Raw genomic sequence first — 14,535 nt, forward strand, 5'->3', positions numbered from 1 at the left:
TCGATCAGCACCTGATCCAGCAACACATCCACCTCGATCCGGCCCAGCTGGTTCATCCCCTCCCAACACACAAAACGCTCGACCACCACCGGCCTCGGGCTGCCGTGCAGCCGGATCAGCCGGGCGTGTTGCGACAGTTCGGGGCGGTGCAGCAGTTGGTTGAGGGTGTCGAGTTCAATGGCCAAAGGGGGGCTGGCCAGGCTGCCGAGCGGGGGCAAGGTGAAGGACATGGATGCGGATCGGATAACAAAAAGGAATAGTTGAGATTATTTTCAAATGTCATTTGCATGTCAAAAATATGCTGTATGTGAAATGTTATGTGGGGTGTTTGATATTGCTGCGCTGACAGTAATTATCCAATTTTTTCATGGGTTTGATTCGTTTATGGAAATGGCTGGATATGGGTTGACCTCCCTGTTCATGTGGCAATGAGTATGCGGATCTGGATGCATGTGTCTGTATGCCGTCACATTGATGGCCGACTGCTATGTCTTGATTGGATTGCGTAAGGTTGTGGATGAACCAGGTGCAAGCTTGTATCCAAGTTGTTGTCTGGTATGTGAGTGACTTGGCTCCAACCCGGTGCAGAGCGAAGAGCAGGCAACCTTATTGGCTGACGGTGATCTGATGTCTGGGTGCAATGCGCACCAGGGCGTCATGTCCGTAGAAAACGCTCACCCGATGGTTCTTGGTGGCTTGGTGGGCGGGTTTGGCACAAAGTGGTATGCATGCTGCTCGTTTGGATGGAAGTGGTATTGATCAGGCGGGGTGCTGATGCTGAGGGTTGGAGCGTAGTTTATTTCCAATAAAAAATATATTTTTCAGTTGGTTATATTGATTTCAATGTCATGATGACCGGGTTGTAATCGTATCGAATAAGTATTTTATATTATTTACTTGGCATTTTTATAGGCCTAGACTACGCTCGGACTCAATGTAGTAAATCAAATTCGTACAAGATTTCAGGAGATTGTTAGATGAAAGCGGCTCGATTGAGCGTTCTTGCGGCGTCATTAGTCAGTGCGTTTGCCATGGCAAAGGCTCCATATGACCACTTCAGTGGCAAACCCATGGCGTTTGCGCAAAGCTCTGGCAAAGTGGTTGCCACCTATTACTGGGATCGAGAGGATCTCACACCCGATGCCATCCCTGGCAACAATGTCACCCACCTTTTATATTCCTTCTTAGGGATTTGCGGCCCCGGTGAATACAGCGGCGAGCGGGCGATTTGTGACGCCAATCGGGCGAAATCAGGTACGGCAGGCTCGGATTTCCACTTAGCTGTCAATGAGACGACAGCAGATGTTGGCGCACATCGGCGCCTGTTGGAGATCAAGAAGAAATATCCCCACCTGAAGGTATTGCCGTCAATTGGCGGCTGGGGGCGCTCCAATCCTTTCTTCCATTTCGCCAATGATGACAAGAAGCGTGCTGTGTTCGTCAAGTCGGTCAAAGACTACATCAGAACGCATCCTGGGTTTGATGGTGTCGATATCGACTGGGAACATCCAACTGACAACTTTGGTCAGGACAATGTGCAGCTCGGCAAGCCAGAAGATGGCCAGGGCTATGTAAAGCTGATGCGTGACCTGCGCAAGGCGATGGATGAATTGTCCGCCGAGACGAAACGCAAGCTGCTGGTCACCAGCGCAGTTGCGTCCACTAGCCATCCTGCATCTGCCATCCCGTACGAAGAAGCTCAGAAGTATATGGATTTCATCTTCCTGATGACTTATGACTTCAAGGGCTCTTGGACGAAGGAGGTCGGGCATCACACCAATATGTTCTGCGCGCCTTATGCATCATTGTGTGTTGAAAAAGGTATTCAGAACTTCATCAATCGCGTGCCTGCCAACAAGCTGGTGATTGGCGCGGCGATGTATGGCCGGGGTTGGGCCGCGGTGGAGGGCATGACCGACCCCAACAATCCGATGACGGGCAAAGGTGATGCGAATGCGCTGGGTGGTAATGGTGAATTCGTCTACCGCGACCTGGTGAAGCAGTACATTGGTACACGCGGCCTGGGTATCAATGGTTGGGATGTCCGCTTCGACAATACCATTTCAGCACACTATCTGTGGAACCAGTCCACCAAGACTTTCATTGGCTATGATGACCCACGGGACGTGGAGAAAAAAGCGGCTTATGCGAAGGAAAAAGGGCTGGGTGGGATTTTCGCCTGGAACCTGTTCCAAGATAACGGCGATATCCTGAATGCCATGAATTACGGCGTGGGTAATGATCTGGGGGCATCTCCGACACCCGCTCCTGCACCTGCCCCAACTCCAGCGCCTGCTCCGGAAAGTTGCAGTCACGCCGCTTGGCAAGCGAAGTCATATGCGGGTGGTACCACGGTCAGCCATCAAGGGCGTGTCTATAAAGCCCAGTGGTATGCCGATGTGAAAGATGTGCCGAAGCCAGTCACAAACAGCTGGGAATCACCATGGCTGGATGTAGGGGCTTGTGGTTCGAGCACGGGACAACCTACCCCAACTCCAACACCGAAGCCTACGCCCACACCGACGCCGACTCCAACACCGAAGCCGACACCTACGCCAACGCCGGCCCCGACACCGAAGCCGACACCTACGCCAACACCGGCGCCTACGCCAAAGCCGACGCCCACACCAACGCCGGCGCCTACGCCAACGCCGAAACCCACCCCAACACCTACCCCAACGCCTACAAAGTGTAATTACCCGGCTTGGGAAGTGAAATCCTATAGCGGTGGGGCTGTTGTCAGCCATCGGGGCCGTGTCTATAAGGCACAGTGGTATGCCGAGTCGAAGGATACGCCAAAGCCTGTTTCAAGCAGCTGGGAATCCCCGTGGTTGGATATTGGTGCCTGCGGTACGACACCAACTCCGACACCAACACCTACACCTACACCAACACCTACACCTACACCAACTCCGACACCAACACCAATACCAACTCCGACACCAACACCAACACCAACACCAACACCAACACCAACACCAACACCCAACCCAGCGGGTGCTTTTGAGCAATGCACGGTCGATGTATCAAAGGTCAAGGAAGATTGTGGTCCGAACAACCCCAATGCTTGTGATGGGGCTGACATCGCGCACAATTACTATAAGTATCCTGACCCTTATAAGTGCTTCGTCTGCGATGCGGGTGTGACGCTGCTCAAGGGAAGTGCGTGTGAGCGGAAAGGTGTCAAGTTGGCTTGGTCCAGCAAAAAACACCAGTGCATCCTGAATGGGCAGGGTTATCCGATTTCCTCTGAGCATGCTTGCTCCAGCGGGAAATATGCGGCCAATGTCAGCCCAGAGCAGTACAAGTCGCTGGTTGAGAAGTGGTACCGGATGGCAACCCAGAAAGCGCGTAAGGTCAATCAAAGCAACGCTGGTGCGGATGCCTATGTCGTCAATGTCAAACTTGAGAATGGTAAAACTGTCGAAGCTGCATTGAGCATGGGGCATGGTGTGTTGGATGGCCGATGCGGTGATACCTTCCTGGTCAAGTCAGGTGACAAGTACGTATTGCTGTTGCAAACCGATATTCGCGCCTGGAGCTTGGAGCTGTCACCTGGTGCGAATACATGGCTCGACCCGAGCAACGTAGGCGGGACATGTATCATTCCTGAAGTACGCAAGATCAACGCAGACTGGATTACCAAGCAGTTCTGAGTTGAGTCGAATCACCCCTTGGTGAGGCAATGATCAAGGTGGCACCAATGCCTGACATCATTGAATGAAAATCGGGGGCTTTCGTGGGGGCCGATACCGGATGTAGTCCCGGTGACGGCTCTTCCATAAAGATTCCGGCCCGATCTGGTGGTGATTGCCAGTCGGGCCAGTATCTTGGGATGCATCAAGGGCTCATGTGCTGGCTGCACATGGGCTTTTTGATTTATTGCTGGCCTTTGCCTTTGCCATATTGTGGAGAGCGAGGGCCATAAAGAATGCCATTGTGCCCGGTTGCAAGTAATCTTTCGCTGGTGACACCTGCATATCGGTGGGATTCATTGGTCAGGCTGTTGATGACCTGCTTCACCGCCGCAGACACCAGTACGCCAACGATTCCACCACCACCATTGTTGTTTTGCTGTTCAGCGCTGGAAGCGGATGCTTTACCCGTCCACAAGAGCTGTCCAGTCTTCAGGTCAACCAGGCGAGCTTCTGCGGCGACCACAGTTTCACTATTGATGACGGTGTATACCGAGCCGTATTTGGTTACGTTGACATACAAGGCTGCATCGGCACCGAAGATTTCCTGCAGCTTGTTGATGGGTACCGCGTGGATATCCCCAGCAGTGGACAGGCCATTTTGTTTGAAGGTTTCATCCATCACCGCCACTGGAAATACATAGTAACCTGCTTCTGCCAGTGGTCTGGTCATGAAGGACAGCATGCTGTTGGTTGCTTTGATGTCCGGTGTGCTGTTGAGTGGTGGCAACACCAGAATGGACTTTGGATCGCTTTGTTTGTAAGCGGTGTAGTCGAAGGCCTTTTGGCGTCGATGGGCGCAGCCAGTTGCCAACAATGCCACCAGACTAAGTATGAATAGGGTTCGAAGCGTGCGGAATTGCATGGTCATGCCTTAGTTCTTGAATTTTTTGAGCAGGAAATCCATGAAGGTGCTGGATTCCGGATAGAGTGTCTTTTCAGTTTCAAAAGCTTGTTTGACTTGATCGTTCTTGCCCGTCTTCAAATACAGCATGCCCATGTGCGCGTAATAGCCTGGTGGTAGGGCAGCGTTTTTCGATTGGGCTTTCTGCAGGTCGCTTTCCAGTGCGGCGATTTGCTCTTCAGGGCCTTTGCCATCACCTTTCAGGTGCTCATAGACCTGGGGTTGATATTGTCCCCAGTAGTAAAGCGATTTTTGGGTGGGTTTGGCGCAGCCTGTAACCAGGGCAACGCCACACAACAGGGCCGTGAGGCTCAGTGAACGGATTTGCATATCAATGTTACTCGTGATTGGATCAAGCCTACGCGGATGGTTTGATTGACCGCCGCGCATTGTCCGGTGTTTGCAACAAGTTGTACTTGCAAGCAGGGTGTGGGCATTGAAATCGCCGCGTGTTTCAGGCAGGCGGCGAATTTCGTTGGAAAGCAGTCAACCTTATTTAGCGGGCCGCCAAGCGCCGGATTCAATTCCTGACACGAGGTTGTTGATGGCTTCACGCATGGCCAGATCAAGTACCTTGCCATTCAGTGTGGAATCGTAGCTGGATGTGCCACCGAAACCGATGATTTCCCGATTAGACAAGGCGTATTCACCCGCGCCTTGGGCTGAATAGACAACTTCTGATGTGGTCACGTTGACGACGTTCAGGGCTACCTTGGCATAAGCGACCTGCTGTTTGCCACGCCCCAAGATACCAAACAGCTGTTGGTCACCGACTTCCTTCCGGCCAAATTCGGTGACATCGCCGGTGATGACAAAGTCTGCACCTTTGATCTGTTGGGATTGCTTCTTGAAATTGGCTTCCTGGCTGAGCTCGCCCAGGTTGTCACGATCCATGACACTGAAGCGCCCTGTTTGCTGCAGATGGGTGATCAGAATGGTCTTGGCTTGCCCACCCAGACGATCTACGCCATCAGAGAAAACACCACGCATATAACTGGAACGGTTATCGAATTTGCCGACGGCAATGGGGCTGCGTGGGCCATTGTAGGTGGTACCTGCGCTGGCGACTTTCGGCACTTCCAGGCTGCGGGAGGTTTCTGTAGCACATCCGGTAACGAGTGTGGTGAAAGCAATGGCGGTAGAGATGAGTAGCGTTTTCTTCATGTTCAGTGAACTCAAAGTAAATGAAAAGCACGGTTGGTCAAGTTTTTACACGGCGGCATGCCGATCTTTTATTGTTGAATTTGCTTATCGGCATATCGCACATTATTTATAGAGAATAATAATATACTAATATTGCATTGCTGATCAATAACAATAACATGCAATAGGTTGTCATCACGCTTTCATGCGGCATGAAAGCTTATTGCATGGCGGCCCTGAAGCGTAGCTGAATATAGGACAATATGGCAGGCTAGGCCATCGGTAATGCTGTGCTGGCCATGTATGGGATGGGCAAGGTGTGTTGAAAAAGGGAAGCTTATGCTTCCCTTTTGCTTGCTGCAGCTTTTGACCTGGATCGCGTGGGCAGCAAGCCTGAAGTGGCATGTTTGCCAAGCGAGCGTTGCCAACCATTCATTGTGGCGCAGGCTGCACAAGGCCGTCGGATGCCTATCAGAAGCGCATGCCGTAGCCAATGCCGAATACCAGCGGATCCACATCCAGCTTGGTAACTTTGGCGCCTGTCGCTGTGCTCTTCACATCAGTGCTGATATAGATTTTCTTCAGATCCAGGTTGATGAAGCTGTTCTTGCTGACCGCAAAATCAACACCTGCTTGCAAGGCTCCGCCGAAGCTGTTCTTGTCAACGGTCAGGGTGCCATCTGCCAATTTGATGTCGTAGAAGCGGGTGTAGTTCAAGCCAGCGCCAACATAGGGGCGGATGGTCGAATCTGGCAGGAAGTGGTATTGAACCGTCACCGTGGGTGGCAGGTGGCTGACTTTACCGATGATCTGATTATTCAGCGACACAGAGTGCTTGGCGGTGCCAAGAATCAGCTCTGCTGCGATGTTCTTGGTGATGAAGTAGGTGAAATCCAGTTCAGGAATGGCTTTTCTTTCGACGTCCAGACCTTTCAAATCTGATTCCACATCAGGAGTAATGAGGGCGAAACGACCGCGAACCAACACATCACCTGCTTCTGCGTGGGCGAACCCAGCGGCCAGCAGCATACCGGTCATGGCGGTCAGGATGATTTTTTTCATGATGAAGACTCCCAATGCTTATTCGTTGTTCACCTACGGATGCAGGCATGGGGTCAGCATATGCTTGGCGTTATACGCCTGTGTTGATCAGGGTCAAATTTGCTGCAGCGCGGAATGATTCCGCATTGCAGCATATTGATTGGTATGGTCATTCCTACTTGAGTTTGGCTGATGCGTCCCGCAGTGCGGTACGAAGCCCTTCTTCGACCACTGGGTGGTAGAACGGCATGTCCAGCATCTGGTCGATGGTCAGTGACTGCTGATATGCCCAGGCCAGAGTGTGGGCGATGTTTTCAGCACGGGGGCCGATCCATTCTGCACCCAGGAAGCGCCCGCTCGCCTGGTCGGCATAGACATGCATCAAACCCTTGTTTTTCAGCATGACCCGGCTGCGGCCCTGGTCCTCAAAGCTGACCTCGCCGGTGACGAAGCCATTGGCTGGCAGATCGGCAAAGCGCTGTCCTACCATGGCGATCTGTGGGTCGGTGAAGACCACCGCGATGGGTGCGCGTCGATGGCCGGGTTTGACATCTGGGTAGTGGGCGGCATTGGTGCCAGCTGTTTTGCCTTCGTCAGCAGCCTCATGCAGCAGCGGTAGATGGTTGTTGGCATCACCCGCGATGAAGACGGATGTGCGACCGCACTGTAAGGTATGTGGGTCGAATACCGGCACGCCCTTGCTGTCCAGCTGCAGCTGGGTGTGCTGCAAGTCCAGTCCTTTGACATTCGGAACACGACCGGTTGCCACCAATACGTAGTCGAAGCGCTCGGTCACCGCCATTTGATTTGATGCTTGATAGCAGATGATCGCTTCATCGCCATCGCGTGCCATATCAAGGATTGTCGCATCCGGGTCCAGATGGAATGCCTGTTGGAATGTATCGCGTGCATAGTCCCGAATGGCTGGATCAGTCAATGGCCCGACTCCGCCGCGTGCGCCGAAGACTCGAACATGCACGCCCAGTCGGCTCAGCGCTTGGCCCAATTCCAGGCCGATCACGCCAGGGCCGAACACGGCAACACGTTTGGGTAAGGTGTCCCAGTTGAAGACGTCGTCGTTGATGATCAGACAATCACCGAATACCTGAAATGCATCGGGAATCGATGGTACGGAGCCGGTGGCGATCACAACGCTGTGTGCGTTGACCTGCGTATGCTCGCCCACATTCAAGATGAGGTTGTCGATGAAGCGGGCGTGTCCGACCAGCCGATCTTCCGCCGGGATGTTCTCGACACCTTTCAGGACGAAGCTGACAAAATGATCCCGCTCACTTTTGACCCGGCCCATCACCTGGTGCCCATCGATGCGGATGGTGCCATCGATATGTACGCCAAATGGTGCAGTGTGGTGTGCCTCGTGGGCGGCCTCGGCTGCCGCGATCAACAATTTGGATGGCATGCAACCAACACGAGCGCAAGTGGTGCCATAGGGGCCGCTTTCAATGATGACGGCGCGCTTGCCTGCCGCCCTGGCAGCCCGGTAGGCAGCCAAGCCTGCGGTGCCTGCGCCAATTACAGCAACATCGGTATGAAGAGTGTTCATTTTGCATCCTTGGATTCTGTGTTGACATCATGCAATGGCATTCAGAAGGCTGCCCCCAAGGGGCAACCTTGAAACTGCCATCGACCAGGCGATGATGTTGCCCTGCGGCAACGCTTACTTGGCGAGGAATTTCTCGACGTCTTCCGCACCGCCGATCAACTGGCCGTTGATGAAGACCTGAGGGGCAGTCATCTTGCCGGCGACGGCGCCCAGTACCTTGCCGCGCACTTTGTGATCCAGCGGCAGGTCGATGTAGTCATAGCCCTGGTCAGCCAGGAGCTGCTTGGCTTTGGCGCAGAATGGGCAGCCATCTTTGGAGAGCACGACAACCTGATCCGGCTTTTTGGCATCGGGCGCGACATGGGCCAGCATGGTGTCGGCATCCGATACTTTAAATGGGTCACCTGGTTCCTGCGGCTCGATGAACATCTTCTCGACCACGCCATCCTTGACCAGCATCGAGTAACGCCAGCTGCGCTTGCCAAAGCCCAGGTCTGCTTTGTCCACCAGCATGCCCATGCCCTCGGTGAATTCGCCGTTGCCATCAGGAATCATCATGATGTTGTCGGATTCCTGATCCTTGCTCCACTCGTTCATCACAAAGGTATCGTTGACCGATACGCACAGGATGCTGTCCACGCCATGTCTGAAGAACACAGGTGCCAGCTCGTTGTAGCGTGGCAAGTGGGTTGATGAGCAGGTGGGTGTGAACGCACCGGGTAAGGAAAACACCACGACAGTTTTGCCTTTGAACAGGTCATCACTGGTGATGCTTTTCCATTCGTTGTTTTCACGGATGCGAAAGGTCACTTGTGGGATGGATTGGCCTTCATGGTTGTGCAGCATGTTGCATTCCTTAATAGTTTTGATTGATCAAACTGCTAAAATCGATAGGCTGAAGTATGGCAATGGCGCTGTGATGCGTCTAATTTATTTAAAATTAAATTTTAATAGTAAAAAACTATCAAAGAGTATTGGGCCAATCACTTGCCCTAGTCGTAAAACTTGTAAAAAGCCTCACTGGTGAATTGAACTGTGTACTGGTTCAGGCCTATGCTGCGAAGCCGAAAAAATGAAGGACATCATGATTCGATTCATTTTTTCAAAAATCAAATAAAACAATATGTTGTTATTAATGGTGCAAAAGAAGTGCCCTTTGCAGGTGGCATGCTTGTGTTGGGCGCTGACGGGGACAGGTGGAAAATTGAGATGAGCGGGCAAGTGAGAACATCCCATTGGGTGGCAGGGGCTACCCTGGTCGTGGCATCGGCCAGTGGCTGGGCCGCAGAGTCGGCTGAGGTGGTGGAAGGCGGCAGAATCGAAGTGACCGGCCAACGCAGCTCGGACATCAGCGACCGACGCAATGAGACGGCAGGTAAGATCATTGTCGGTCGGGAGGAAATCGAGCGCTTTGGCGAGAGCAATGTCGGCAGCCTGCTCAGGCGCTTGCCTGGCATCAGCTACACCGGCAAGGCGGGGCGACCCGGTGAGATCAAGATGCGGGGAATGGGCGGTGGGTACACCCAGATCTTGATCGATGGTGAGAAAATGCCACCCCGTGCCGGCAGAGCGGTCAGCGTGGACATGTTGCCAGCGGAGATGATCGAGCGGATCGAGATTGTCCGGAGTGCAACGGCTGAGAACAGCGCACAAGCCATCGCCGGGACAATCAATATTGTGCTGCGGGAGGATGTCCGCCGTAGTTTCACCAGCGTCCGTGCTGGCATCAATGGTGAGGCGGGGCGTGCCTCGCCTCAGGTATCCTTTCAGAAGAACGGCAAATTTGACGGAATGAGTTATCTGCTGGCGGGCGCGGTCAACCGCCGCGCACTGTTCGACGATGGTCGCGAGATGGTGCGTCGCTTGGATTCGTCCGGGCAGGTGCTGGAGGATCAGGTCGAGTCGAGCATCCGACAGGGCTATAGCAAAGAGATCAATCTCTCCCCGCGTTTCAGCTGGCGGTGGACAAACGGGCATCAGCTGACATTGACTCCGTTCGTGATGGCCTCACGCACTCGCACTTCCGGCCAAGTGGGGCTGGATCAGCAAGTTGGCGTGCCGGTGTTTCAGACGGCGGATCAGCAGAATGAGCGCAGCAATCAGATGTGGCGATTGATGGGCAATTGGAGCCATCGGGCCGAGGATGGCCGCCGGTTGACGGCGCGAGTGAGTGGATACAACGGCCTGAGTCGAGCCAGCCGTTACCGCACCGAACGGGATGGCGCCGGGCGGCTGTCACGGTGGGTGGACGATGATGGCAGTACGCGCTATCAAGGAGCGTCGCTGGGCGGTAAGTGGAGTACGCCGTGGCAGGATGCACATACGCTGTCAGTAGGGGGCGATGCCAGCCTGGGTATGCGGCGAGAGCAGCGCACCATCTTGGAAAACGGCGTGCCCTCCAGGCGGGAAGACGGCACCGCTCTGCACTCGCGAGAGCAGCAGATGGCGTTGTTCATTCAAGACGAATGGGAGACATCGCCCACCTTGTCACTCAATGCGGGGCTGCGATGGGAGCAGGTCAAATTGCAGGCGGATGACCACGGCAATACCCGCCGCAACCAAAGCCAGGTGCTGAGTCCTAGCTTGCACACATTATGGCGGTTTGACGAAAAGCATGGTCAGCAGTTGCGCTTCAGCCTGGCCCGCACATTCAAGACGCCCAATCTGTCCGACCTCAGCAGCCGCTTGGTCAGGTCGCATGACAACAACCCGACCAGCCCTGATTCATTGGGCAACCCTGCACTGAAGCCAGAGCTTTCGTGGGGTTACGATGTGGCTTACGAGCATTACCTGTCTGAAAATGGGCTGCTGAGCGCCAACCTGTTCATGCGCGATATCCGTGATTTGATCCGCCGCCGCACCACTCAGCGAGATGGACGATGGGTTCGCCAGCCGATCAATGTCAGCAAGGCCCGCAGCTACGGCATGGAGCTGGAGTTGAAACATCATCTGAACGTGCTTTGGCCGCAGCTGCCTGCAGTCGAGGTGAAGGGTAACTACAGCCGCCTGTTTTCAAAGGTCTATGACTTGCCGGGGCCGGATAACCGGCTGGATGAGCAACCCAGGCAGCTGGCCAACCTGGGCGGAGACTACCGATTCAAGGCCTCACCGTTCAGCGTGGGCATGAACGTAAGCTGGACGGGGGGCTATGATGTGCAAACCAGTGAACAGCAACGGGCGCATATCGCAGCCAAGCAAAGCACTGACATATATATGGTATGGCACGCAGATCGTGACACCAAGCTGCGGGCTACTGTCGGAAACATCGAGCAGCGCGATCATCGACGGGATGCGATGACAGCCAGCCCGGACGGCGGTTTGACGCAAAGTGCTGTGATCGACCCAACCCGCATGAGCTGGAGCCTGACATTGGAGGCCAAGCTCTAGGGGGCATGGGTGAAATGGCGTACGGGGCAGAGGCCTTAGAGCCTGTTTACGCTCTGTATCTGCCACTAGCAGCCGCTCTTCGGCAAATACAGTTAGCCGAAAAATACATTATATAAATCAACATGTTGTGGTGCGATCGTTTTTTGGCAACGGCCTGATTGCTTCGCATGTTTCCCTGCTGATGTCGCCGGGGGTGTCTTTTTCTCATGCCCCAGTTACGGCATGTAGTTGATGGTAAACAGCCGCTAGGCGCTGAATTCACCCGGCGTGTGGTTGAAACTATGCCCACAGACCCTACCGGCGTCCGGTTTGTGGCCCCTTTTGCGTAGCAAGTTTGTGATCCCAGAATGCCGCCGCTTCCGCCAATGCGATTTCTGGTCGCTTGCGACCGGTCACAGCCTGCTCGGTCGCCAGTTGTAGCTTCCGTAGCATCGCGTTGGCATCTGGCAGGCCTGCTACATACAGGGTGCGGATGCGCTCTGCATGGCCGGCGGCGGTCTGCACGGCTTGCTCGAAGGCCCCGCTCTGAGCGGGCTTTACCTTGAAGAATGGGTCGTTGACAGCGCCTTTGCTGGTTGGAAAGGTGCCCGCCAGCTTGGAAAAGGCCAGTTGGTTGTCGTCCCGTGTCAGGAAGCGGGCGAGTTTGATGGCCTCACCAAATGTCTTGTCATCAACCCCCTTGGGAACCGCATAGGTGAACAGCCAGCCGCCCGGTGCAATGCCGGTCGGCCCAAGCGGCACCTGGGCAACGGCTGTCTGTTGGTAGATATGGCTGGCGTTGTCCCGGGTGCGGGACAGCGCTGTTGGCGCGGTGGCCATCATGGCCAGTCTGCCACTGTTGTATGCGTCGATGTTCTGTTGAAAGTTGTCTTCTGCGAACAGCTTGTCCTTCAAAAGTGCACCAGCCTGATAGGCATCGGCAAATCGTTTCAACAGTGCGGCATGGCGTGGTGTGTTGAATGCAGCCTTGCCGTTCTGCAGCACAGGCAACCCTTCCTGTAAGAAGATCGAGGCCATTTTGCCCAGTGGTGGCGCCAAGCCAGGTGTGCCGGTCTTCTGGCGGATCTGTTTGGCGTAATCGAGCTGGTCCTGCAAGGTCTGTGGCGGTTTGGTGGGGTCGAGTCCGGCTTGTTTGAACAGCGCTGTGTTGTAGGCAATGATGTCAGCGTTGTTATAGAAGGGGATGGCCCACAGCTTGCCATCGAAGGTGACATCCTGAATGGCTCCATCGAGGTAATAGTCTTTCTCTGTGCCGATGGCCTCGTCCAAGGGACGCAGCAAACCACGCTGGACGGCATCATAGACCCAGGGTACCTCCAGATTGGCCAGCGCGGGTGGTTTGCCCGCGCCGATGGCGGCCATCAGCCTGGTTTCAAACGCATCCCATGGTATATCCACCCATACTACATCGATGTTGGGATGTTGCTGTTCATAAAGTTTTTCAAGTGTTTCGAAATATTGGGTGAATTTTGGTTTCAGTGAATTTGTCCAAAATTCCAGGCGTTGTTTTTCAGCCGCATCTGCAGGCTGACTCAATACCATCAGAGCTGCCAAGCTGGCTAATAGATGACGTGAAGCTGACACGATCCACCACATGATAATGCCCTCACTCGGTGATTTGGTATTGAATTGGTATGCTAATCCACCAAGGGTGCGATGGCGAGTGTTTCATGTATTTTTCTTTTAAATCAATGATATTTTACTTTTATTTCAATTTATTGCGTATCGCCGGATGTGTTTGTGATGACGTTATGAAGTATCAGTTTAGGATCACTTAAGGCGATGCCGGTTGGCAGCGTATTGGCGAGCAGATCATGCTCAAGTACAGGGAGGGCTACTATGAAACCTGAAAACAAACACCTCCGCTATCTGGCGGAGCATTTACTCAATACTGGGGTGGGCGGCCTGGGCGCTAGGGAACGGGCGGCGTTATTGCGTATTTCGAAGCGGCTACAGACGCACAGAGGCGATTCGTCTTTGCATGATGAAGGCGGTATGACTTTTGGCGAGCGCCTGGCCGACCGGGTTGCAGAATTTGGCGGCTCGTGGACGTTCATCACGATGTTCGGGGCATTTCTGCTGGGGTGGGCCATTTTGAACACCGATATCCTGCGGGATCATGCATTCGACCCTTATCCCTATGTGTTCTTGAATCTGGTGCTGTCGATGCTGGCTGCCATCCAGGCGCCGATCATCATGATGTCGCAAAACCGGCAGGCCGCACGTGACCGCCTGACGATGATCCGTGACTTTGAAGTGAACCTGAAGGCCGAGCTGGCCATCAGCGAGCTGCACTTGCGGGTAGACCACCTGACCTGGCAGATATTGGGCGATCTGGATCTGATCAAGCGTCATCTGCTGACGCAGGATGTTTCAACTCCACCCGCACCCCCAACCCAGGCAGATCATGGGAAGCTATAAGGCCCCCAGGTGTTGACCACCTGCTCGGGGGGCAAACGTGGTGGCGGGGGCGTCACCGGTTTGGACTGAAAAGCGGGGGTGGGCTGGGATGCTTGCTCTTCGGACTTGGGCTCGGTGGCCGCAGCAGGTGCGGTGGCGTGAGCGGTCTGGCTGGCAGGCTCATGCGTTGGGGCGGCGATCGGTAGGCTGGGCTTGAGGCTAGCCAGCCTGATCTGCCGTGCGTGCAGGGACTGCACCGCCGCGCCGCTGTCGTGGCTGGCCACTGCCTTGGCATGGCCAGTTTTGGGTTTTTTGATGGTACGGGCATCTGCGGCGTTGATGGCGCTGCAGGCCAGGGCGATAAGTGCAATATATGTAACCGGTTTCATCGGCGCTCTCCG

Annotated in this window: 12 protein-coding genes; 3 read left to right on the top strand and 9 right to left on the bottom strand. The window is 54.4% G+C overall.

Annotated features, from left to right (window positions below; all coding sequences use genetic code 11):
* On the bottom strand, positions 1 to 230 hold a 230-nt coding region (locus HNQ59_RS10335; RefSeq protein ID WP_184038734.1), incomplete at its 3' end, for a hypothetical protein.
* Between the two features lie 747 nt (positions 231 to 977).
* Here HNQ59_RS10335 and HNQ59_RS19830 point away from each other — a divergent pair.
* Complete coding sequence (locus HNQ59_RS19830) at positions 978 to 3,656, top strand: glycosyl hydrolase family 18 protein (RefSeq protein WP_184038735.1); 2,679 nt, start codon at positions 978 to 980, stop codon at positions 3,654 to 3,656.
* Positions 3,657 to 3,879: 223 nt separating this feature from the next.
* Here the strand turns inward: HNQ59_RS19830 and HNQ59_RS10345 are convergent, their stop codons facing one another.
* The 6 genes from HNQ59_RS10345 to HNQ59_RS10370 all read right to left on the bottom strand — a co-directional run bounded on the left by HNQ59_RS10345 (position 3,880) and on the right by HNQ59_RS10370 (position 9,193).
* Entirely contained in the window at positions 3,880 to 4,560 is a 681-nt protein-coding gene (locus HNQ59_RS10345; RefSeq protein WP_184039041.1) for a DUF799 domain-containing protein, read from the bottom strand.
* Positions 4,561 to 4,569: 9 nt separating this feature from the next.
* Positions 4,570 to 4,929, bottom strand: coding sequence for a DUF4810 domain-containing protein (locus HNQ59_RS10350; protein ID WP_184038738.1), 360 nt, complete (start codon positions 4,927 to 4,929; stop codon positions 4,570 to 4,572).
* 162 nt (positions 4,930 to 5,091) lie between these two features.
* On the bottom strand, positions 5,092 to 5,763 hold the full coding sequence (locus HNQ59_RS10355) for a CsgG/HfaB family protein (protein WP_184038741.1): 672 nt from the start codon (positions 5,761 to 5,763) through the stop codon (positions 5,092 to 5,094).
* Between the two features lie 450 nt (positions 5,764 to 6,213).
* Complete coding sequence (locus HNQ59_RS10360; RefSeq protein WP_184038742.1) at positions 6,214 to 6,804, bottom strand: OmpW/AlkL family protein; 591 nt, start codon at positions 6,802 to 6,804, stop codon at positions 6,214 to 6,216.
* Between the two features lie 154 nt (positions 6,805 to 6,958).
* Entirely contained in the window at positions 6,959 to 8,347 is a 1,389-nt protein-coding gene (locus HNQ59_RS10365) for a dihydrolipoyl dehydrogenase (protein ID WP_184038744.1), read from the bottom strand.
* Positions 8,348 to 8,461: 114 nt separating this feature from the next.
* Positions 8,462 to 9,193: a glutathione peroxidase gene (locus tag HNQ59_RS10370; protein ID WP_184038746.1), complete on the bottom strand. Its 732-nt coding sequence runs from the start codon at positions 9,191 to 9,193 to the stop codon at positions 8,462 to 8,464.
* A 375-nt stretch (positions 9,194 to 9,568) separates the two neighbouring features.
* On the opposite strand from HNQ59_RS10370, the gene HNQ59_RS10375 reads away from it, so the two are divergent.
* Positions 9,569 to 11,734, top strand: coding sequence for a TonB-dependent receptor domain-containing protein (locus tag HNQ59_RS10375; protein WP_184038747.1), 2,166 nt, complete (start codon positions 9,569 to 9,571; stop codon positions 11,732 to 11,734).
* A 294-nt stretch (positions 11,735 to 12,028) separates the two neighbouring features.
* Here the strand turns inward: HNQ59_RS10375 and HNQ59_RS10380 are convergent, their stop codons facing one another.
* Entirely contained in the window at positions 12,029 to 13,318 is a 1,290-nt protein-coding gene (locus HNQ59_RS10380; protein ID WP_343074240.1) for an ABC transporter substrate-binding protein, read from the bottom strand.
* A gap of 255 nt (positions 13,319 to 13,573) precedes the next feature.
* Between HNQ59_RS10380 and HNQ59_RS10385 the strand changes: the two genes are divergently transcribed.
* Positions 13,574 to 14,155, top strand: a complete 582-nt coding sequence (locus HNQ59_RS10385; RefSeq protein ID WP_184038750.1) for a DUF1003 domain-containing protein — start codon at positions 13,574 to 13,576, stop codon at positions 14,153 to 14,155.
* On the opposite strand, the gene HNQ59_RS10390 is transcribed toward HNQ59_RS10385, so the two are convergent.
* Complete coding sequence (locus HNQ59_RS10390; protein WP_184038753.1) at positions 14,140 to 14,523, bottom strand: hypothetical protein; 384 nt, start codon at positions 14,521 to 14,523, stop codon at positions 14,140 to 14,142. The genes HNQ59_RS10385 and HNQ59_RS10390 overlap by 16 nt on opposite strands.
* Between the last annotated feature and the right edge of the window lie 12 nt (positions 14,524 to 14,535).

This window comes from Chitinivorax tropicus, assembly GCF_014202905.1.
GTDB lineage: Bacteria > Pseudomonadota > Gammaproteobacteria > Burkholderiales > SCOH01 > Chitinivorax > Chitinivorax tropicus.